Here is a 21,529-nt window from a genome sequence, read left to right as displayed (position 1 = left end):
AGTAACACCCAGATTTTGGGGCTTACTCGCGATACCCAAATAAAGGGTATCGGTGTAAGAAATATCGTTTCTCATATGTGAGCACCGAGGGCGGAATTCCGCCTTCGGTTACTTATTGTGCCCATGCACAGGGAGGGGCGGGTCAAATCTCTGTACCCTGACGTCTTCCGGACTGCCAGCCCCATCGTTTTTTTACGCCCGCGAAAAATAAAAATTGTTTGTATGTGAGTATTGTAGCCAGCAAAAGCTCTTTCTTTAGTGGCTTATTGTTTCTAATAGATTTTGGGAGGTAGAAATGGGAGGCCCAGCGAAAGCTGGGCCGAGCTTGTTACGCTGTCATTACTTCAGCATGATAACTAAAGCTATACATACTAGCACTACGGCTATTGGGCATAGACCTAAATTGCCAAGTGCTGCGATTAAACCTGTAACGGCAATCACACGTGCAGACAGCAGGTCTGAGCCCTTTCTTAAAGTATCCATTGATACCTCCGTCAGGGTTTTTGCCGGTCTCTTGGAGAGTTGGGGGCAAAAGTTCAGACCCGTAGCACTTTCTTGTTCGCAGGTGAACGGCTGCTACGACCCAACTGTTCTGTAGGCATGAGCCAATTCTTACTTGTTAATACTTCTCAGAGGTATCCTATAAGTATCCTGGTAAAGCAAGATAGTTTGGATACATCTGTAATTCATTGAAATCTGGTGGCCCCTGCTGGACTTGAACCAGCGACCAAGCGATTATGAGTCGCCTGCTCTAACCACTGAGCTAAGGGGCCATGGTAGCGGATTATAAAGTAACTCCGTGCTGCAATCCAGCCATTAGCGCGCGGCTGCTGTTTTTATAAACAATGTGTTTTCAATTCGTTATACTTCCTGCGAGTTGTGTTGTTCAGGAGTTAATATGGTTGACGATATTCTTGCGCCAGGATTGCGTGTGGTGTTTTGTGGCATCAATCCGGGTCTTTCTTCCGCAGAGTCTGGCTTTCCGTTTGCCCATCCGGCAAATCGCTTCTGGAAGGTGATTTATCAGGCCGGATTTACCGACCGTCAGTTGAAGCCGCAGGAAGCGCAGCATCTGCTGGATTATCGTTGCGGCGTTACCAAACTGGTAGATCGTCCAACGGTGCAAGCCAATGAAGTTTCAAAGCAGGAGCTGCACGCAGGCGGGCGTAAGCTGATTGAAAAAATTGAAGATTACCAACCACAAGCGTTGGCGATTCTGGGGAAACAGGCGTTTGAGCAAGGATTCAGCCAGCGTGGGGCGCAGTGGGGAAAACAAACGCTCACTATTGGTTCGACGCAGATTTGGGTGTTGCCGAATCCCAGCGGTTTAAGTCGCGTTTCACTGGAGAAACTGGTTGAGGCGTATCGGGAACTGGATCAGGCGCTGGTGGTGCGTGGGCGATAAAAACGCCACCGAAAAGGTGGCGTTTGATTGCTGACAAGCTCGCTTAATGGTCACTACGGGCGTGGTTTTCCCCCTCGCCCTGTTAGGGAGAGGGCCGGGGTGAGGGTAATTATTCGCACCGACGCTGGCCTGTTCCCCTCACCCTAACCCTCTCCCCGAAGGGGCGAGGGGACCGTCCGTGCGCATGCTTGGCTTTGCCTCCATACAAAAACGCCACCGAAAAGGTGGCGTTTGTGCAGAGGGACTAGTGCCGGGTGCGGCGTAACGCCTATCCGGCCTACCGATTAATCGTCCAGGAAGCTACGCAGCACTTCAGAACGGCTCGGGTGACGCAGTTTACGCAGCGCCTTCGCTTCGATCTGACGGATACGTTCACGGGTAACGTCGAACTGTTTACCTACTTCTTCCAGCGTGTGGTCGGTGTTCATATCAATACCGAAACGCATACGCAGAACTTTCGCTTCACGCGCGGTCAGACCAGCAAGCACGTCGTGCGTTGCCGCACGCAGGCTTTCGGTGGTCGCAGAATCCAGCGGCAGTTCGAGGGTGGTATCCTCGATGAAATCCCCCAGATGCGAATCTTCATCATCACCGATCGGCGTTTCCATGGAGATTGGCTCTTTGGCGATCTTCAGCACTTTGCGGATTTTGTCTTCCGGCATCAGCATACGTTCAGCCAGTTCTTCCGGCGTCGGTTCACGACCCATTTCTTGCAGCATCTGGCGAGAAATACGGTTGAGCTTGTTGATAGTCTCAATCATATGCACCGGAATACGGATGGTGCGCGCCTGATCCGCGATAGAGCGGGTGATCGCCTGACGGATCCACCAGGTTGCGTAGGTGGAGAACTTGTAACCACGACGGTATTCGAATTTATCAACCGCTTTCATCAGACCGATGTTGCCTTCCTGAATCAGATCGAGGAACTGCAAGCCACGGTTGGTGTATTTCTTAGCGATAGAAATAACCAGACGTAAGTTCGCTTCAACCATCTCTTTCTTCGCACGGCGGGCTTTCGCTTCACCGATGGACATGCGACGGTTAATGTCTTTAACCTGCTCAATGGTCAGGCCGGTTTCTTCTTCAATCTGCTGCAGTTTCTGCAGGGCGCGATGCACTTCTTCAGAGACATCGTGCAGTTTTTCCGACCACGGCTTGTTCATCGCAATTGCCGCGTTGAACCAGGTATCGCTGGTTTCGTTGCCGGTAAACAGGGTGATGAAGTTTTTCTTCGGCATTTTGCACTGCTCAACGCAGAGCTTCATGATCAGACGTTCTTGTGTACGAACGCGATCCATCATGACGCGCATACTGTTGACCAGGTAGTCAAACTGCTTCGGCACCAGGCGGAACTGTTTGAATACTTCAGACAGTTTCAGGATCTCTTCCTGAGCAGCAGCGTGGCTGCGGCCTTTCGCTTTGATGGTGTCACGCGTTACAACGTACTGAGCGCGCAGTTCAGCAAATTTTTCACGAGCCAGTTCCGGGTCGATGCTGTTGTCATCGTCGGCACTGTCGTCGTCGGCATCTTCTTCGTCTTCATCTTCGTCATCGTCCAGATCTTCCTGGGAAAGCTCAGAACCGACGTGAGTGGCGGTTGGTGCCAGATCTTCTTCTGCGTTCGGGTCAACAAAGCCGGTGATCAGATCGGACAGACGCGCTTCTTCTGCTTCAACACGATCGTACTGTTCCAGCAGATAGGTGATCGCTTCCGGATATTCAGCAACGGAGCATTGAACCTGGTTGATCCCGTCTTCGATGCGTTTAGCGATGTCAATTTCGCCTTCGCGGGTCAACAGTTCAACGGTGCCCATTTCACGCATGTACATGCGTACCGGGTCAGTCGTACGCCCGATTTCAGATTCCACGCTGGAAAGCACCTGCGCGGCGGCTTCGGCAGCATCTTCGTCTGCTGTGTTTTCAGCCAGCATCAGGTCATCGGCATCCGGCGCTTCTTCCATCACCTGAATGCCCATGTCATTGATCATTTGGATGATGTCTTCGATCTGATCGGAATCGACGATATCTTCCGGCAGATGGTCATTGACCTCGGCATAGGTCAGATAGCCTTGCTCCTTACCACGGGTGACAAGAAGTTTCAGCTGTGACTGCGGGTTTTGCTCCATAAGACGGTATCCACACTTATTTCATGAGGTTGGTGTTGGGCGATTGACCGGATATCATTCAGACGTTAATACTGAAATCCAACGGTTGTTTACCGCCAACGATAATTACGAGGGCGTACTTATATCATTGCCGCTGCCTCTCAGTGCGGCTGTCGGGGGCTTCCCGATCGCTATTCGGCACTTAAGCCGTTAAATCACTTTTTCGCCAGTTCCTGGTTTAATGTCCAGAGTTCCAGCCGTTCTTCGTTACTTAAACCGTGAGTGCGCTCGCGAGCAATTAACTCTTCCTGGCGCAGTTCAAGCAGCGAATCAAACATATGGTTGAGTGAGTCGGTGAAGGTTTGCTCAGCAATATTCCTATCTGCTATATCGTCCCACATCGACAGTTTTTCAAGGGTGGCAGCATTATTTGTACCACGATAGTGCTCTAAAAGTTGCCCGGTGGTCAGACCTGGCTGAGAGAGACAAGTGTTGACCAGTTCTCTGAATAAGCCAAGTCCAGGGAGCTTATTTTGATCCAGATTTTCAAGCGGCGGGACTAACGTCGCTAATTCTGGATTTTGCACCAGCAACCCTATAAGTATACGCATGGTCGTGCGTTTTAGCTGCGGAACAGGACGAGAAACGCCGTTCTCTGCGGCTTTCGGCATTAATCGTTCAAGCTGGCTGTCATCAAGGATGCCTAACTTGTTGCCTAATTCCTGACGAAGATAGATGCGCAGCGTTTCTCCTGGCACCTGAGAAATCAGCGGCAGCGCCAGCGTACTTAAACGTGCACGCCCGTCAGGAGTACTCAGATCAACCTGCGGCATCAGGCTGTTAAATAGAAACGCGGAGAGCGGCATTGCCTGCTCCATTCGCGCTTCAAACGCCTCTTTACCCTCTTTGCGCACCAGTGTGTCTGGGTCTTCGCCATCCGGTAAAAACATAAAGCGTAACTGACGGCCGTCTGTCATATAAGGCAGCGCAGTTTCCAGCGCCCGCCAGGCGGCATCGCGACCTGCACGGTCGCCGTCATAACAGCAAATGACATTGTTGGTCGCACGGAACAACAACTGAATGTGATCGGCAGTGGTTGACGTACCCAGCGATGCAACGGCGTAATTAATACCGTATTGCGCCAGCGCCACCACGTCCATATAGCCTTCGACCACCAACAGACGCTGGGGTTCAGCGTTATCCTGCTGTGCTTCATAAAGACCGTAAAGCTGGCGGCCTTTATGGAAAATATCGGTTTCCGGCGAGTTCAGGTATTTTGGGGTATCGTTGCCCAGCACGCGCCCACCAAAACCAATCACCCGACCGCGTTTATCGCGAATAGGGAACATCACCCGCTCGCGGAAACGATCGTAACTGCGACCCTGATCGTTGGTGACCAACATGCCCGCATCAATCAATGACTGGCGATTTTCTGGATTGCCGCCAAACCGTTTCAGGACGTTGTCCCAACCGGGGGGCGCAAAACCAATCGCAAAGCGGGCGATGACCTCGTGGCTTAATCCGCGTTTTTCCAGATACTGGCGCGCAGATGTGGCAACAGGTTGTTGTAAAGATTGTTGGTAAAACGTATTCAGACCGTCCATCAACTGATAAAGCGTTTGCCGTTGATGGCGCTCTATCTGGCTGGGGCCGCTGCCTGCTTCAAATGGCACTTCAAGATTGTGCATTGCCGCCAGCTCTTCGACCGTTTCGACGAACTCGAGCTTGTCGTAGTTCATCAGGAAGTCGATCGCGTTGCCGTGCGCGCCACATCCAAAGCAGTGGTAAAACTGTTTCTCACCGTTAACGGTGAATGACGGGGTTTTCTCGTTGTGGAATGGACAACACGCGTGAAAATTCTTGCCCTGCTTTTTCAGCTTCACACGGGCATCGATCAGATCGACGATGTCAGTGCGCGCCAGCAGATCATTAATGAATACGCGTGGGATTCGTCCAGCCATAGGCCCCGATTTTTAGCAATTCATAAACGAAAATAAGCCGCGCATTCCTTTCGGAAGCACGGCCTTACAACTACAACTCGGTCTGATCGGAGAGCAACGCTCTCAGGGAATTAGTACAGACGAGTGCGGCGTGCGTTTTCGCGAGCCAGTTTCTTCGCGTGACGTTTCACTGCAGAAGCTTTAGCGCGCTTACGTTCGGTAGTCGGTTTTTCATAGAACTCACGACGACGAACTTCCGCCAGAACACCTGCTTTTTCGCAGGAACGCTTGAAGCGACGCAGAGCTACGTCGAACGGCTCGTTTTCACGTACTTTAATTACCGGCATGTGCCTCTCACCTTTGATTAATTCGGTTTGCCGCTGGCATCAACGCCAGCTTATTTCAAAATGGTGCGGAATTTTACTGCAATTGCTGCTGCTTTGTAAAGCACCGCGACCTCTTTTGAAAGGGACTTTTATAAGGGTGAGGAGTATACACGAGGCTTTCTCCAGGGGCGAACAAAGTTTTACATCAACCCGCATTGGTCCTACACTGCGCGGTAATAAAGCGAGGTAAAACAAGTCATGCGTGTACTGGGTATTGAAACTTCCTGCGATGAAACCGGCATCGCCATTTACGACGATGAAAAAGGTTTGTTAGCCAACCAATTGTATAGTCAGGTGAAATTACACGCTGACTACGGCGGCGTGGTGCCTGAACTGGCCTCCCGCGATCACGTGCGTAAAACCGTACCGTTGATCCAGGCGGCGCTGAAAGAGTCTGGTTTGACGGCAAAAGATATTGATGCCGTGGCCTATACCGCAGGCCCAGGATTAGTCGGCGCGCTGCTGGTTGGCGCGACCGTGGGGCGTTCTCTGGCGTTTGCCTGGAACGTTCCGGCGATCCCGGTGCACCATATGGAAGGGCATCTGTTAGCGCCGATGCTGGAAGATAACCCGCCGGAATTTCCGTTTGTCGCATTGCTGGTTTCTGGCGGTCATACGCAGTTAATCAGTGTTACCGGCATTGGTCAGTATGAGCTGCTCGGCGAGTCCATTGATGATGCCGCTGGTGAAGCGTTTGATAAAACCGCGAAGCTGCTGGGGCAGGATTATCCAGGCGGGCCGCTGTTGTCGAAAATGGCGGCGCAGGGTACAGCCGGGCGCTTTGTCTTCCCACGCCCGATGACCGACCGTCCGGGGCTGGATTTCAGCTTCTCCGGCCTGAAAACCTTCGCCGCGAACACGATTCGTGACAACGGCACCGACGACCAGACGCGTGCCGATATTGCCCGCGCCTTTGAAGATGCGGTGGTCGATACGCTGATGATTAAATGTAAGCGTGCGCTGGATCAGACCGGATTCAAGCGGCTGGTCATGGCAGGTGGCGTGAGTGCTAACCGCACTCTGCGGGCGAAACTTGCGGAAATGATGAAAAAGCGTCGCGGCGAAGTGTTCTACGCGCGCCCGGAATTTTGTACCGATAACGGTGCGATGATCGCCTATGCCGGAATGGTGCGGTTTAAAGCAGGCGCGACGGCGGATCTCGGCGTTAGCGTGCGTCCGCGCTGGCCGCTGGCAGAGTTACCGGCTGCGTAAAACTCTCGGGTGCCGGAGAGTCACTTCCGGCACCGTCCTCACTTAAAGCAACACCACGGGCATCCACAGTAAGCCGGTAATCACCAGCAACACGAGGAATATCAGCCCAAAAATCGCCCCCAGTCGCCAGTAATCCACCGTTGGCAGATAACCACTGCCGTAGTAAATCGGACTGGGTCCGGTGGCGTATGGCGTAAGAATGCTCCCCAGACCAATTGCCGCGCCAACCATCAGGCAGAACACCGGCAGCGGGATTTCCGGCATCGCCAGCGCGGCGGCAATCATCATTGGCGCGAGAGCGGAAGTATACGCCGTGGCGCTGGCAAAGAAGTAGCGCAGAAGATAAAACACCACAATCAACGCCACCATCACCATCGTCGGCGAATAACCGCTTAAGCTGCCTGCTAACAGTTTGCCAAACCAGCTAATAAAACCGGTGTTGTTGAGTCCGGTGGCGAGGGTGATAAGCGAGGCCAGCCAGAAGAAAACGTTCCACGCCGCTTTATTACTGACAATATCGTCCCAGCAGATAATACGCAGAAGTAGCATCAGTGCCACCACGCTGTAACCGACCATCGCAGCATCGATATAATCACCGCCGAAAATCCACAGCACTAGCGCGCCCACCATCAGCCCCAGCATCCGTTTTTCACGTGAACAGAGTGGCCCCATCGCTTGCAGTTCCGTCTCTGCCCAGCGCGGCACCTGATCGCCAGACTTCAATACCGGTGGGTACAGCACGTAAGCCAGCCAGGGAACCAGCAGAACCAGTAAGATACTGAGCGGTAACATACCGAGGAACCAGTCGCCCCAACTCAGCGTGGCGTGAGTTGCGCTTTTCATCAGTCCAATTAACAGCAGGTTAGGTGCCATCGCCGTCAGGAAAATGGCGCTGGTCACGCAGTCGGCAACAATCCCCATCCACATGATGTATGAGCCAATGCTGCGTGAACTGCTGTCGTTCGGCTGTGATTGATAGAGCGGCGGCAGGTTACGGATGATGGGATAGATAATCCCCGCACCGCGCGCTGAGTTGGAAGGTGTTACAGGTGCCAGGATCAGCTCGGAGAACATCACCGCATAGCCGAGAAACAGTGTGCGATGCCCCATCTTTTTCACCAGAATCAGCGCGATACGGCGTCCAAGACCGGTTTTTTCATAGCCAGTGCCAAACATAAAGGCGGCGAAAATCAGCCAGATAACCGAATTAGAAAAACCGGAAACCGCCCAGGAGAGGGATTTTGCGGTGAATTTAAAGCCTGGCTGGGCGAGCTGTTCGGGGCTAAACAGCAGCCATGGCGAGAGAATGGCGATGATGGAGATACCCACCATCGCCACCACGGCACCCGGCACGGGTTCGAGGATCAGCCCAACGATCACGCCGGTAAAAACCGCAAAGTAGAGCCAGGTATGACTCTCCAGCCCTGCGGGAACCGGAAGTAGAGCAATAATGGCGATGACCGCCAGCGGTGCGAGATATCGCCACCATTCAGTGGAAGGTTTCATCGTGTTATGCCTGCGAAAAAGGAGAGGGGGTGAGCCTCTCCGGGAGGGTTATTTGATGTAGTGGACGTGCTCGCAAATCTCTTCCACGATGGGATCGCGGCGTTCGGCGAACAGCTTTTTGTTTTCGGCTATCAGGTTGTTTCCGTGGGTATCAATAGAGACAATCAGCGGGCCGAACTCTTTGACCCGGCAGACCCACAGTGACTCCGGCATCCCGAGTTCTGTCCAGTGCACCTCTTCAATCTCTTCCACCTGGGTCGCCGCCAGTACCGCGCAGCCTGCCGGAAAAATTACATGCAGCGCCTTGAATTTCTGGCAACCTTCTTCGGTCAGCGGCCCCATTCCGCCTTTACCGACCACCAGTTTCACGCCGGTCTGTTCAATGAATTCACGTTCAAAACTTTCCATACGCATACTGGTTGTCGGGCCGACGGAGACCATCTCCCATTTGTCGCCGTTTTTGCGCACGATGGGGCCTGCGTGGAAAATCGCTTTGCCGTTGAGATCGTAAGGGATCGGACGTTTCAGTTCGATCAAGCGGCGGTGACAAACGTCGCGGCAAGTCACCAGCGTACCGGTCAGGTAGATCACATCGCCGACGCGAATATCTTGCAGATCTTCAGCTTTGATCGGGGTTGTCAGGATCTTTTTCATAACGCGCTCCGGGTGTGAGACAGATTTTCAAAGGTGAGATCGGCATGAACCAGCAGCGTGCCGCGACGATGCGCCCAGCAGCCGGTAGAGACAGCGACGCCGATGGTAGAGGGATGGCGAGCGGCAGATTCGATATGCACGCCCATCACTGAACTGTTGCCAGTCAGCCCTTGTGGACCAATCCCCAGACGGTTGAGTCCTTCCTCCAGGCGTAGCTCCAGCTCTGCCGCTTTTGGATTGGGATGGCGGCTGCCAATTGGGCGCAAAATGGCTTTACGTGAGAGCACTGCGGCGGTTTCCACCGAGGTGGCGATGCCTACACCTACCAGTACCGGTGGACAGGCGTTTACGGCGAGGGTGGAGATATTTTCGAAGACGAATTTCACCACGCCTTCGTAGCCTTCCGATGGCATTAACACTTTCGAGCGGCCAGGTAGCGTGCAGCCGCCGCCAGCCATGTAAACTTCAATTTCCGCGTCGTCACCGTCGGGGACGATATCCCAGGTAACCCACGGTACGCCGCTACCGGTATTTTTGCCGGTGTTCACTTCGTCAAAAATTTCCACCGCGTTGTGGCGCAGTGGCGCTTTGACTGTCGCCTCTTCCACGGCTTGCTGAAGAATGCTTTGCAGCTCGCCAAGCAGCGGGAAACGGGAACCGACCTTAACAAAAAACATGATTTCGCCGGTGTCCTGACAGGCCGGGCGATTCAGGTCGATCGCTTTTTGCATGTTATCGAACATTGTGTGGTAGATGATTTTCCCCATCGACGACGTTTCGGCGTCCCGAAGCTGTTTTAGTTTATCCACCACGTCATCGGGCATCCGGGTAGAAATCATGGCGGTAAAGTTAGCGACAATATCCGTCAACTTATTTACTGCCTGTTGTTTATTACATTCGCTCATCATGGCAACTCCAGTTTTCTATTTGTCTGGAAAAATTCACCACCACAAACTACCACTAAAAATATGGTTTTATATTTCTTACCGCCGTGAATATGTAATTAACAGTTCGTGAATCAACACGAAAATAAGAATGAATATTGCGCCAGAGCAGGGAATGGGAATGTTTTGCGAAATACACTGAGCCAGTCAAAATTGCGGATAATTAACGATGCTGAATAGCTGGCCTTTAGCCAAAGACTTGCAGGTACTGGTAGAAATCGTCCATAGCGGCAGTTTTAGTGCCGCAGCGGCGACGCTTGGGCAGACGCCCGCTTTTGTCACCAAACGAATCCAAATCCTTGAAAACACGCTGGCAACGACGCTGCTTAACCGCTCCGCTCGCGGCGTGGCGCTGACTGAAAGTGGCCAACGTTGTTACGAACATGCGCTGGAAATCCTCACCCAATATCAGCGACTGGTCGATGACGTCACGCAAATCAAAACGCGCCCGGAGGGGATGATTCGTATTGGCTGTAGTTTTGGTTTTGGTCGCAGCCATATTGCGCCAGCAATTACTGAACTGATGCGCAATTACCCTGAATTACAGGTGCATTTTGAATTGTTTGATCGGCAAATTGATTTAGTGCAGGATAATATTGATCTGGATATTCGTATTAATGATGAAATCCCTGATTATTATATCGCGCATCTTTTGACGAAAAATAAAAGAATATTATGCGCAGCACCTGAGTATCTGCAAAAATATCCCCAGCCACAATCCTTACAGGAATTAAGTCGTCATGACTGCCTGGTGACTAAAGAGCGCGATATGACCCACGGAATATGGGAGTTGGGGAACGGTCAGGAGAAAAAATCGGTGAAAGTCAGCGGGCACCTTTCCTCCAACAGCGGTGAGATAGTGCTGCAATGGGCGCTGGAAGGGAAAGGGATTATGCTGCGTTCCGAATGGGATGTGCTGCCGTTTCTGGAGAGTGGCAAACTGGTGCGAGTATTGCCGGAATATGCACAAAGCGCCAATATCTGGGCTGTCTATCGGGAGCCACTCTATCGCAGTATGAAGTTGCGCGTCTGCGTAGAGTTTCTGGCGGCGTGGTGCCAGCAACGACTGGGCAAGCCCGATGAAGGCTATCAGGTTTTGTAAACCTGCCAGAAATTACTCGGGATCTTTTTCGCGCTTTCTTTTGAATTTCGTCCAGATTTTTGTCTCCTGGCGACGCCACAGACGCTGGATGTTGTCATGATGACGCAGCAGGATGAGGCAAGAGAGCATAGAAACCGGGAAGGTAAATTGTGGCTTAAACCACCAGACATAAAACGGGGCAATCAGTGCGCTGACAATCGCTCCCAGCGACGAATAACCGCTGAGCAAAATGGTTAACAGCCAGGTTCCCGCCATCACGCCCGTTAAATCCCAGCCTATCGGGGCGATTGCACCAAAAGCGGTGGCAACGCCTTTTCCACCTTTAAAACCGAAGAAAACCGGCCAGATATGCCCAAGACAGGCGGCAATCGCAATCAGCCCTAGCCAGAAGGGGCTGACGCCTAATTCATACGCGCCCCAGACGGGCAACATTCCTTTCAGAACGTCGAAAATCAGCACTGCTACGGCTGCTCCCTTACCACCGATACGTAACACATTGGTTGCGCCGGGATTGCCGGAGCCGCTGGTTCGCGGATCGGGCAGCCCACACAAGCGGCAAACCAGAATGGCACTGGAAATGGAGCCGCAGAGGTACGCGATGAGGATCATTCCAGGCGCGATTGCACTCATAAGCTGTTCCGTTTTGAAAATTCGTGTTCAACGATGAATCTGTGGATAATACGCACATTTCGCCGGAAGTGGTATCCGGTTAGCCAAAAAGCAGGCAGGACGTGATGGATATTGTATTTATAGAGCAACTTTCGGTAATCACCACTATTGGTGTTTACGACTGGGAACAGACCATCGAACAGAAGTTAGTGTTCGATATCGAAATGGCGTGGGATAACCGTAAAGCGGCGAAAAGCGATGATGTGGCGGATTGTCTCAGCTACGCTGACATTGCAGAAACGGTGGTCAGCCACGTCGAGGGCGCGCGTTTTGCGCTGGTGGAACGCGTGGCGGAAGAGGTGGCGGAACTGCTGTTAGCACGCTTTAACTCGCCGTGGGTGCGTATCAAACTCAGCAAGCCAGGCGCAGTGGCGCGGGCGGCGAATGTTGGCGTAATCATTGAGCGTGGCAATAATCTGAAAGAAAATAATTAATTTTACAGCTGTTAAACCAAACGGTTATAACCTGGTCATACTGCAGTAGTTCGGACAAGCGGTACATTTTAATAATTTAGGGGTTTATTGATGAGCGATATGCACTCGCTGCTGATAGCGGCAATATTGGGTGTGGTCGAAGGATTGACAGAATTTCTGCCGGTATCCAGCACGGGCCATATGATTATTGTCGGTCACTTGTTGGGGTTTGAGGGCGACACGGCGAAAACCTTTGAAGTCGTGATCCAGTTAGGATCAATTCTGGCTGTGGTAGTGATGTTCTGGCGGCGTCTGTTTGGCCTGATTGGCATTCACTTTGGGCGTCCGTTGCAGCACGAAGGAGAAAGCAAAGGTCGGTTAACGCTGATCCACATTTTGCTGGGGATGATCCCGGCGGTGGTGTTGGGACTTTTATTCCACGATACGATTAAGTCGTTGTTTAACCCTATAAATGTGATGTATGCGCTGGTCGTCGGCGGTCTGTTGCTGATTGCCGCTGAATGCCTGAAACCGAAAGAGCCGCGTGCGCCGGGTCTGGATGATATGACCTATCGTCAGGCGTTTATGATTGGCTGTTTCCAGTGTCTGGCGCTGTGGCCGGGTTTCTCCCGCTCTGGGGCAACTATTTCCGGCGGGATGCTGATGGGCGTGAGCCGTTACGCCGCTTCTGAGTTCTCGTTCCTGCTGGCGGTGCCGATGATGATGGGCGCAACGGCGCTCGATCTCTACAAAAGCTGGGGCTTCCTGACAACCGGCGATATCCCGATGTTTGCCGTTGGGTTTATCACCGCTTTTGTGGTGGCGCTGATAGCGATTAAAACCTTCCTGCAATTGATTAAGCGCATTTCGTTTATCCCGTTCGCCATTTATCGCTTTATTGTGGCGGCTGCGGTGTACGTTGTGTTCTTTTGATTCGGAGCAGGCCCGGTTTTCTCCCTCGCCCTTTTAGGGAGAGGGCCGGGGTGAGGGTAATTGTTCGCTCTGGTACTGGCCTGTTCCCCTCACCCTAACCCTCTCCCCAGAGGGGCGAGGGGACAGTTCGCGCTAACGTTTAGTTTTATACTCATTCAGGTTTTGGGCAACGTTGTTCCTTCCAGCTGGCTACCGCCGCAATCCGGCGTCGGGTCAACTCTTCGCGAATCTCCACGCCTTTAAATCCCGCTTCAACGACCGCTTTTGTCGGTACTGACTGCGCCACTTCCCACGCTTCACGTAACCAGCGCCCTTGCGGGTAATCAGCCGCTTCAAAGCCGGTTCTACCGCGCACGTCGGCCTCGCTGGTCAGCGCCAGTTGCTCGACACGCTGCGGTTTACGCCAGGCATCGATGGAATCAAACAATTTGACGATGGTTTTTGGGTTCAGCATTGGGAAGGTGTGGATGAGATCGTGAAACTCAGCCACCAGTTTGGCTAAATCGCGAATTTCATTTGGCACCCGCAGACGCTGACATAGTTGTTCTACTAACTTCACACCCGCCGGACCGTGACCATGATGACGCGGCCACAGTTCTGGTGGAGTCAGCCCTTTACCGAGATCGTGGCATAACGTTGCGAAACGGACATCGACCTGCGGACTCAGCATCGCTGCCATGGAGAGCGTCATTAAGGTGTGAATACCAGTGTCGATTTCCGGGTGCCATTTCGCCGGAGCGGGGACACCAAACAACGCGTCGATCTCCGGGAATAAAACGCGTAGTGCGCCGCAATCACGCAATACCTGGAAGAAAACTTGCGGATTGCGTGTGGTGAGGGCGCTTTCAGTCTCTTTCCACACGCGTTCGGGCGTCAGGTGTTCGAGTTCGCCTGCATGAGTCATCTCACGCATCAACGTCATCGTTTCATCGGCAATACGAAAACCAAGGTGGGCATAACGCGCAGCAAAACGCGCTACGCGCAATACGCGTAGCGGATCTTCGTCAAAGGCGGGGGAAACATGGCGCAACAGACGATTTTGCAGATCGCCCAGGCCGTTGTACGGGTCGATAATCTTGCCGTTATCATCCTGAGCCAGTGCATTGATGGTCAGATCGCGACGCTTAAGATCATCTTCCAGTGTGACATCCGGCGCGGCATAGCAGGTAAAACCGGTATAACCGGAGCCGGATTTCCGTTCGGTACGTGCCAGTGCATACTCTTCATGGGTTTGCGGATGCAAAAAAACGGGAAAATCGCGGCCTACCTGCTGGTAGCCCGCGTCGAGCATCTCCTGTGGCGTACTGCCGACCACCACCCAATCTCTGTCTTTGACCGGTAGCCCTAACAATGCATCCCGAACCGCACCACCGACCAGAAAAATCTTCACGCCATCATCCCTTCGTCAAATACACAATTCCTAATAATAAGACAGTGCAACGAAGAAGGCGATTTAGTTCATCCAGCGATCTTTACGTTTGCGCGTTGGGATCAGGTGCGGCAATACCAGACCGAGCAGCAAGCCAAGTCCCAGCACACCGCCGCCATACATAAACCACTGCATGATGATGGTGCGCTGTTTGTCATCCAGCTGAACGCTGGCGGCATCGACTTTTTTCTGCGCGACAATCAGTTCGTTTTTCAGCTTCTGATTTTCTTCTTTTAACCCGTTGATCACACTGTCGCTCTGCGCCACTTTTTGCTGCATTTCTGCGGTGCGCTGATTCCAGGTGTTATCGATATTGGTGAGCTTATCGGTCAGGGTTCTGACCTGATTTTCCAGATCTGGCACGCGGGAGCGCAGGCTTGGCTCAGTGCTCAGTTGTTTCAACGGGATCCAGGCGGTACGGCCGGAGCTGTCTTTCACCTGGGCATAATTGGTGTTGGCGTCAGTTTGTAATAATGTCACTTCTTCACCGGCGTTCACGGTGCCCACGAGGCGATAATGATCTCCCGGACCACTGCGAACCCAGGTGTTCAGTTCGTCAGAAACATAGCGTTTTTCTTCCGCGTGAGAGACGGCAGTGGCGCTAAGCGCGAGTAAAGTTAGTGCGATCAGGCGTAATTTTGGCATCAGGCTGTCGTTATTGTCATGGAAAGTGGAACGATAGTAGTGGCATCAGTGTTGCTGCGCAAAGCATTCGGTATCAATCAGAATCCTCTGTGTCAGGTTTTGCCACTGTCTCAAACTTTTACGCCCGTCAAAATGCTCGTTGCATGGCAATTTGGCGCAAAATACTATCTACTGACAAAAAAGATCGCATTTAGTTCGCCGTTCATCGTCACTTATGTGACATAACCGATAAGTAAAGGCCATGGCTCAGGAAATCGAATTAAAGTTTATTGTTAATCACAGTGCCGTTGAGGCGTTGCGTGACCATCTCAATACGCTGGGCGGCGAGCACCATGATCCCGTGCAGTTACTGAACATTTACTACGAAACGCCGGATAACTGGCTGCGTGGGCACGACATGGGGCTGCGTATTCGTGGCGAAAACGGTCGCTATGAGATGACCATGAAAGTTGCCGGACGGGTAACAGGCGGATTGCACCAGCGCCCGGAATATAACGTGGCATTGAGTGAACCGACGCTCGATCTGGCGCAGTTACCGACGGAAGTCTGGCCAAACGGTGAGTTACCTGCCGATCTCGCGTCCCGCGTGCAGCCGCTGTTCAGCACCGATTTTTATCGCGAAAAATGGCTGGTGGAGGTCGATGGCAGCCAGATTGAAATCGCTCTCGATCAGGGCGAGGTGAAAGCGGGTGAATTTGCTGAACCTATCTGTGAGCTGGAACTGGAGCTGCTTAGCGGTGAAACGCGCGCGGTGCTGAAACTGGCGAACCAACTGGTATCGCAAACCGGATTACGCCAGGGCAGCCTGAGCAAAGCGGCGCGTGGCTATCATCTGGCGCAGGGCAATCCGGCGCGTGAAATCAAACCGACCACCATTTTGCATGTTGCGGCAAAAGCCGATGTGGAACAGGGGCTGGAAGCGGCGCTCGAGCTGGCGTTAGCGCAATGGCAATATCATGAAGAGCTGTGGGTGCGCGGCAACGATGCGGCGAAAGAGCAGGTGCTGGCAGCCATCGGCCTTGTTCGCCATACGCTGATGCTGTTCGGTGGTATTGTGCCAAGGAAAGCGAGCACTCACTTACGTGACCTGTTGACCCAATGTGAAGCGACGATTGCTTCTGCAGTTTCTGCCGTGACGGCGGTCTACTCTACCGAAACGGCAATGGCGAAACTGGCGTTGACTGAGTGGCTGGTCAGCAAAGCCTGGCAGCCGTTTTTAGATGCCAAAGCGCAGGACAAAATGAGCGATTCCTTTAAACGCTTTGCCGATATCCATCTTTCCCGCCATGCTGCTGAACTGAAAAGCGTTTTTTGCCAACCGTTGGGCGATCGCTACCGTGACCAGTTACCGCGTCTGACGCGTGACATTGACTCAATACTGTTGCTGGCGGGTTACTACGATCCTCTCGTTGCGCAAGCCTGGCTGGAGAACTGGCAGGGACTGCGTCACGCCATTGCGACCGGGCAACGCATTGAAATTGAACATTTCCGTAATGAGGCAAACAATCAGGAACCGTTCTGGTTGCACAGCGGAAAACGTTAATCAGGCAAGGATAAAATCGCTTATGAAGCCGCTCTCTTCACCGTTACAGCAGTACTGGCAGACCGTTGTTGAGCGGCTGCCAGCGCCTTTAGCCGAGGAATCACTTAGCTCACAGGCGAAGTCAGTACTTACTTTTAGTGATTTTATGCAGGACAGCGTAATTGCGCATCCAGAGTGGCTAACGGAACTGGAAAGCCAGCCGCCGCAGGCCGACGAATGGCAGCATTACGCTGCATGGTTGCAGAAGGCGCTCAGTGATGTAAGCGATGAAGTTAGTTTAATGCGCGAGCTGCGTTTGTTCCGGCGGCGCATTATGGTGCGCATCGCCTGGGCGCAAACTCTGGCGCTGGTTACTGAAGAGAGCATTTTGCAGCAGCTTAGCCATCTGGCGGAGACGCTGATTGTCGCGGCGCGCGACTGGCTGTATGAAGCCTGCTGTCGTGAGTGGGGAACGCCGTGCAATACGCAGGGCGAAGCGCAACCGCTGCTGATTTTAGGTATGGGAAAGCTGGGTGGCGGGGAGCTGAATTTCTCCTCAGATATCGATCTGATTTTTGCCTGGCCGGAACATGGTTGTACGCAGGGTGGACGCCGGGAACTGGATAACGCGCAGTTTTTTACTCGTATGGGTCAGCGGCTGATTAAAGTGCTGGATCAACCGACGCAAGATGGCTTTGTCTATCGCGTGGATATGCGTCTGCGTCCGTTTGGTGAAAGTGGCCCGCTGGTGCTGAGCTTTGCGGCGCTGGAAGATTATTACCAGGAACAGGGGCGCGACTGGGAGCGTTACGCGATGGTCAAGGCGCGGATTATGGGCGATAGCGATGGCGTCTATGCTAACGAATTGCGTTCAATGCTGCGCCCGTTTGTTTTCCGCCGTTACATCGATTTCAGCGTGATTCAGTCGCTGCGCAACATGAAAGGAATGATTGCCCGTGAAGTGCGTCGACGCGGTTTGACCGACAATATCAAACTCGGCGCAGGCGGCATTCGTGAAATTGAATTTATCGTCCAGGTGTTCCAGCTCATTCGCGGCGGACGTGAACCGTCGCTGCAATCGCGCTCTTTACTGCCGACACTCAGCGCCATTGCCGCATTGCATCTGCTTTCTGAAAATGACGCCGAACAATTGCGAGTGGCATATCTGTTCCTGCGGCGTCTGGAAAACCTGCTGCAAAGCATTAACGACGAACAAACCCAGACGCTTCCCGCCGATGAGCTTAACCGTGCGCGGCTGGCGTGGGCAATGGATTTCGCTGACTGGCCGCAACTGACCGGGGCACTGACCGGACATATGACAAATGTGCGTCGGGTGTTTAATGAACTGATTGGCGACGACGAAAGTGAAACTCAGGAAGAGTCGCTGTCGGAACAGTGGCGTGAGTTGTGGCAGGATGCGTTGCAGGAAGATGACACTACGCCGGTGCTGGCGCATCTTAGCGAAGATGATCGCAAACATGTGCTAACGCTGATTGCCGATTTCCGCAAAGAGTTGGATAAACGCACCATTGGGCCTCGCGGGCGTCAGGTGCTCGACCATCTGATGCCACATTTGCTAAGTGATGTCTGTGTGCGTGAAGACGCTGCCGTTACGCTGTCGCGCATTACCGCCTTGCTGGTGGGGATTGTTACCCGCACCACTTATCTTGAGTTGCTTAGTGAATTTCCGGCGGCACTTAAGCATTTGATTTCTCTGTGTGCCGCATCGCCGATGATTGCCAGCCAACTGGCGCGTTATCCATTATTGCTGGATGAACTGCTCGATCCAAATACCCTCTACCAACCGACGGCGACCGATGCTTACCGTGATGAGTTGCGCCAGTATTTGCTGCGCGTGCCGGAAGATGACGAAGAACAACAGCTTGAGGCGCTACGCCAGTTTAAACAGGCGCAACTGTTACGCATTGCGGCAGCGGATATCGCCGGTACGCTACCGGTGATGAAAGTGAGCGATCACTTAACCTGGCTGGCGGAAGCAATGATAGATGCTGTCGTTCAGCAGGCGTGGGTTCAAATGGTCGCCCGCTACGGTAAGCCGAATCACTTAAACGAACGCGAAGGCCGTGGTTTTGCGGTAGTCGGTTATGGCAAGCTGGGCGGTTGGGAGTTAGGTTACAGTTCCGATCTTGACCTTATCTTCCTCCATGATTGCCCAATGGATGTGATGACCGACGGCGAGCGGGAAATCGACGGGCGGCAATTTTATCTGCGTCTGGCGCAACGCATTATGCATCTGTTTAGTACGCGCACTTCTTCCGGCATTTTGTACGAAGTGGATGCGCGGCTGCGTCCGTCCGGGGCAGCGGGAATGCTGGTGACATCCGCAGAAGCGTTTGCCGATTATCAGAAAAACGAGGCCTGGACGTGGGAGCATCAGGCGCTGGTGCGTGCGCGTGTGGTATATGGCGATCCACAGCTCACTGCGCACTTTGACGCGGTGCGTCGGGAAATTATGATGCTGCCGCGTGAAAGTAAAACTCTGCAAACGGAAGTACGGGAAATGCGTGAGAAAATGCGCGCTCATCTCGGCAATAAACATCGCGATCGCTTTGATATCAAAGCTGATGAAGGCGGAATTACCGATATCGAATTTATTACTCAATATCTGGTGTTGCGCTACGCTCATGAAAAACCGAAGTTAACGCGCTGGTCAGACAACGTACGCATTCTGGAACTGCTGGCACAAAACGACATTATGGAAGAGCAGGAAGCGATGGCGCTGACCCGGGCTTATACTACGCTGCGCGATGAACTTCATCATCTGGCGTTACAGGAATTACCGGGTCATGTGTCGGAGGAGTGCTTCACCGCAGAGCGTGAACTGGTGCGGGCAAGCTGGCAGAAGTGGCTGGTGGAGGAATGAAGTGTGATATTATCGCGCGCAAATTTTGAATCTCTCAGGAGACAGGAATGAAAGTAACGCTGCCAGAGTTTGAACGTGCAGGAGTGATGGTGGTTGGTGATGTGATGCTGGATCGTTACTGGTACGGTCCCACCAGCCGTATCTCGCCGGAAGCGCCGGTGCCTGTGGTTAAAGTCAATACCATTGAAGAACGTCCCGGTGGAGCAGCCAACGTGGCGATGAACATTGCTTCTCTTGGTGCTAACGCTCGCCTGGTCGGACTGACCGGTATTGATGATGCGGCGCGCGCGCTGAGTAAATCACTGGCGGACGTCAACGTAAAATGCGACTTCGTTTCTGTACCGACGCATCCAACCATCACCAAACTGCGGGTGCTTTCCCGCAACCAGCAGCTGATCCGTCTGGATTTCGAAGAAGGTTTCGAAGGCGTTGATCCGCAGCCGCTGCACGAGCGGATTAATCAGGCGCTGAGTTCGATTGGCGCGCTGGTGCTTTCTGACTACGCCAAAGGTGCGCTGGCAAGCGTGCAGCAGATGATCCAACTGGCGCGTAAGGCGGGTGTTCCGGTGCTGATTGATCCAAAAGGCACCGATTTTGAACGTTATCGTGGCGCTACGCTGCTAACGCCGAATCTGTCAGAATTTGAAGCTGTTGTCGGTAAATGTAAGACCGAAGAAGAGATTGTTGAGCGCGGCATGAAACTGATTGCCGATTACGAACTCTCGGCTCTGTTGGTGACCCGCTCCGAACAAGGCATGACCCTGCTGCAACCGGGTAAAGCGCCGCTGCATATGCCAACCCAGGCGCAGGAAGTGTATGACGTTACCGGTGCGGGCGACACGGTAATTGGCGTCCTGGCGGCAACGCTGGCAGCGGGTAATTCGCTGGAAGAAGCCTGCTTCTTTGCCAATGCGGCGGCAGGCGTGGTGGTTGGCAAACTGGGAACCTCCACGGTTTCGCCGATTGAGCTGGAAAACGCGGTGCGTGGACGTGCAGATACCGGCTTTGGTGTGATGACCGAAGAGGAGCTGAAGCTGGCTGTAGCGGCGGCGCGTAAACGCGGTGAAAAAGTGGTGATGACCAACGGTGTCTTCGACATCCTACATGCCGGGCACGTATCTTATCTGGCAAACGCCCGCAAACTGGGTGACCGTCTGATTGTCGCAGTGAACAGCGATGCTTCCACCAAACGACTGAAAGGGGATTCTCGTCCGGTTAACCCGCTCGAACAGCGTATGATTGTGCTGGGCGCACTGGAAGCGGTCGACTGGGTGGTGTCGTTTGAAGAAGACACGCCGCAGCGCCTGATCGCCGGCATCTTGCCAGATCTGCTGGTGAAAGGCGGCGACTATAAACCGGAAGAGATCGCCGGGAGTGAAGAAGTCTGGGCCAACGGCGGTGAAGTGCTGGTGCTCAACTTTGAAGACGGTTGCTCGACGACCAATATCATCAAGAAGATCCAACAGGATAAAAAAGGCTAACCGGAAAGCGGTTCACAGATCTCGTTTCGCACCTGGCAGGCCTATTGACGCTGTTGTTTTTTCAACCTAAAGTAAAGGAACAAGGGTAAGGGAGGATTTCTCCCCCCTCTGATGAGTTGTTAGTAAGTCGGGAAACTTAACAGTAACAACACAACCAGTATGATGACGAACTTCATCATAACCCTTTCCTTCTATAAGGCCCCTTCCTCGGGAGGGGCTTTCCCGTTTCAGCCCCTTACTGACCCCCCGATTGTTGATGAGCATCAGACCCTGCGCAATGCTTTCCCTGATGCAGTTTT

Annotated in this window: 18 protein-coding genes and 1 tRNA gene; 8 read left to right on the top strand and 11 right to left on the bottom strand. The window is 53.0% G+C overall.

From position 1 onward, the window contains the following. Nucleotides 1-697: 697 nt before the first annotated feature. A tRNA-Ile gene (locus tag HEM79_RS21575) sits at nucleotides 698-773 on the bottom strand. A 125-nt stretch (nucleotides 774-898) separates the two neighbouring features. On the opposite strand from HEM79_RS21575, the gene mug reads away from it, so the two are divergent. Then, on the top strand, nucleotides 899-1,405 hold the full coding sequence (gene mug / locus HEM79_RS21570) for a G/U mismatch-specific DNA glycosylase (protein WP_016159751.1): 507 nt from the start codon (nucleotides 899-901) through the stop codon (nucleotides 1,403-1,405). A gap of 284 nt (nucleotides 1,406-1,689) precedes the next feature. On the opposite strand, the gene rpoD is transcribed toward mug, so the two are convergent. The 3 genes from rpoD to rpsU form a co-directional block, all read right to left on the bottom strand. After that, nucleotides 1,690-3,531 carry an RNA polymerase sigma factor RpoD gene (gene rpoD, locus HEM79_RS21565; RefSeq protein WP_000437367.1) on the bottom strand — a complete coding sequence of 614 codons (1,842 nt, stop codon included), beginning with the start codon at nucleotides 3,529-3,531 and terminating at the stop codon, nucleotides 1,690-1,692. A gap of 194 nt (nucleotides 3,532-3,725) precedes the next feature. Next, nucleotides 3,726-5,471, bottom strand: coding sequence for a DNA primase (gene dnaG, locus HEM79_RS21560; RefSeq protein ID WP_176241732.1), 1,746 nt, complete (start codon nucleotides 5,469-5,471; stop codon nucleotides 3,726-3,728). Between the two features lie 110 nt (nucleotides 5,472-5,581). Continuing rightward, the gene (rpsU, locus tag HEM79_RS21555; protein ID WP_001144069.1) at nucleotides 5,582-5,797 is read right to left on the bottom strand and encodes a 30S ribosomal protein S21; all 216 of its coding nucleotides are present in this window, start codon (nucleotides 5,795-5,797) and stop codon (nucleotides 5,582-5,584) included. A 237-nt stretch (nucleotides 5,798-6,034) separates the two neighbouring features. Between rpsU and tsaD the strand changes: the two genes are divergently transcribed. Beyond that, nucleotides 6,035-7,048, top strand: a complete 1,014-nt coding sequence (gene tsaD, locus HEM79_RS21550; protein WP_027661956.1) for a tRNA (adenosine(37)-N6)-threonylcarbamoyltransferase complex transferase subunit TsaD — start codon at nucleotides 6,035-6,037, stop codon at nucleotides 7,046-7,048. Nucleotides 7,049-7,090: 42 nt separating this feature from the next. Here the strand turns inward: tsaD and ttdT are convergent, their stop codons facing one another. Genes ttdT through ttdA form a run of 3 tightly spaced genes read right to left on the bottom strand, consistent with a single transcriptional unit; the run spans nucleotide 7,091 to nucleotide 10,116 of the window. Next, on the bottom strand, nucleotides 7,091-8,554 hold the full coding sequence (gene ttdT, locus HEM79_RS21545; RefSeq protein WP_021551444.1) for an L-tartrate/succinate antiporter: 1,464 nt from the start codon (nucleotides 8,552-8,554) through the stop codon (nucleotides 7,091-7,093). A gap of 48 nt (nucleotides 8,555-8,602) precedes the next feature. Beyond that, nucleotides 8,603-9,208: a L(+)-tartrate dehydratase subunit beta gene (gene ttdB, locus HEM79_RS21540; protein WP_000722957.1), complete on the bottom strand. Its 606-nt coding sequence runs from the start codon at nucleotides 9,206-9,208 to the stop codon at nucleotides 8,603-8,605. After that, entirely contained in the window at nucleotides 9,205-10,116 is a 912-nt protein-coding gene (gene ttdA, locus HEM79_RS21535; RefSeq protein WP_105286387.1) for a L(+)-tartrate dehydratase subunit alpha, read from the bottom strand. Before ttdA ends, ttdB begins: the two co-directional genes overlap by 4 nt. Nucleotides 10,117-10,321: 205 nt before the next feature. On the opposite strand from ttdA, the gene ttdR reads away from it, so the two are divergent. Continuing rightward, nucleotides 10,322-11,254, top strand: coding sequence for an L-tartrate utilization transcriptional activator TtdR (gene ttdR / locus HEM79_RS21530; RefSeq protein WP_000935208.1), 933 nt, complete (start codon nucleotides 10,322-10,324; stop codon nucleotides 11,252-11,254). Between the two features lie 12 nt (nucleotides 11,255-11,266). On the opposite strand, the gene plsY is transcribed toward ttdR, so the two are convergent. After that, the gene (plsY, locus tag HEM79_RS21525) at nucleotides 11,267-11,884 is read right to left on the bottom strand and encodes a glycerol-3-phosphate 1-O-acyltransferase PlsY (RefSeq protein WP_001272793.1); all 618 of its coding nucleotides are present in this window, start codon (nucleotides 11,882-11,884) and stop codon (nucleotides 11,267-11,269) included. Between the two features lie 104 nt (nucleotides 11,885-11,988). Here plsY and folB point away from each other — a divergent pair, with 104 nt between their 5' ends. Continuing rightward, nucleotides 11,989-12,357 (top strand): bifunctional dihydroneopterin aldolase/7,8-dihydroneopterin epimerase, encoded by a 369-nt coding sequence (gene folB / locus HEM79_RS21520; protein WP_001295541.1) that lies wholly within the window; start codon nucleotides 11,989-11,991, stop codon nucleotides 12,355-12,357. 90 nt (nucleotides 12,358-12,447) lie between these two features. After that, on the top strand, nucleotides 12,448-13,269 hold the full coding sequence (bacA, locus tag HEM79_RS21515) for an undecaprenyl-diphosphate phosphatase (protein WP_001305111.1): 822 nt from the start codon (nucleotides 12,448-12,450) through the stop codon (nucleotides 13,267-13,269). Between the two features lie 151 nt (nucleotides 13,270-13,420). Here bacA and cca read toward each other — a convergent pair whose 3' ends face one another. Both cca and HEM79_RS21505 read right to left on the bottom strand, forming a co-directional pair. After that, the gene (gene cca, locus HEM79_RS21510; RefSeq protein ID WP_176241731.1) at nucleotides 13,421-14,659 is read right to left on the bottom strand and encodes a fused tRNA nucleotidyltransferase/2',3'-cyclic phosphodiesterase/2' nucleotidase/phosphatase Cca; all 1,239 of its coding nucleotides are present in this window, start codon (nucleotides 14,657-14,659) and stop codon (nucleotides 13,421-13,423) included. A 63-nt stretch (nucleotides 14,660-14,722) separates the two neighbouring features. Then, entirely contained in the window at nucleotides 14,723-15,343 is a 621-nt protein-coding gene (locus tag HEM79_RS21505; RefSeq protein ID WP_001125317.1) for a TIGR04211 family SH3 domain-containing protein, read from the bottom strand. A gap of 241 nt (nucleotides 15,344-15,584) precedes the next feature. Between HEM79_RS21505 and ygiF the strand changes: the two genes are divergently transcribed. The 3 genes from ygiF to hldE are packed head-to-tail and all read left to right on the top strand — an operon-like array spanning nucleotide 15,585 to nucleotide 21,230. After that, on the top strand, nucleotides 15,585-16,886 hold the full coding sequence (gene ygiF / locus HEM79_RS21500; protein WP_176241730.1) for an inorganic triphosphatase: 1,302 nt from the start codon (nucleotides 15,585-15,587) through the stop codon (nucleotides 16,884-16,886). Between the two features lie 22 nt (nucleotides 16,887-16,908). Next, entirely contained in the window at nucleotides 16,909-19,749 is a 2,841-nt protein-coding gene (gene glnE, locus HEM79_RS21495; RefSeq protein WP_176241729.1) for a bifunctional [glutamate--ammonia ligase]-adenylyl-L-tyrosine phosphorylase/[glutamate--ammonia-ligase] adenylyltransferase, read from the top strand. A gap of 47 nt (nucleotides 19,750-19,796) precedes the next feature. Then, nucleotides 19,797-21,230 (top strand): bifunctional D-glycero-beta-D-manno-heptose-7-phosphate kinase/D-glycero-beta-D-manno-heptose 1-phosphate adenylyltransferase HldE, encoded by a 1,434-nt coding sequence (gene hldE / locus HEM79_RS21490; protein WP_000869188.1) that lies wholly within the window; start codon nucleotides 19,797-19,799, stop codon nucleotides 21,228-21,230. 119 nt (nucleotides 21,231-21,349) lie between these two features. Here the strand turns inward: hldE and ibsE are convergent, their stop codons facing one another. Next, entirely contained in the window at nucleotides 21,350-21,409 is a 60-nt protein-coding gene (gene ibsE / locus HEM79_RS21485) for a type I toxin-antitoxin system Ibs family toxin (protein WP_001387082.1), read from the bottom strand. Nucleotides 21,410-21,529: the final 120 nt, after the last annotated feature.

The sequence above is a fragment of the Escherichia sp. 93.0816 genome (genome assembly GCF_013368855.2).
GTDB lineage: Bacteria > Pseudomonadota > Gammaproteobacteria > Enterobacterales > Enterobacteriaceae > Escherichia > Escherichia ruysiae.
The sequence above is the reverse complement of the archived record's forward strand: the minus strand, read 5'-3'. Positions and strand labels throughout refer to the sequence as shown.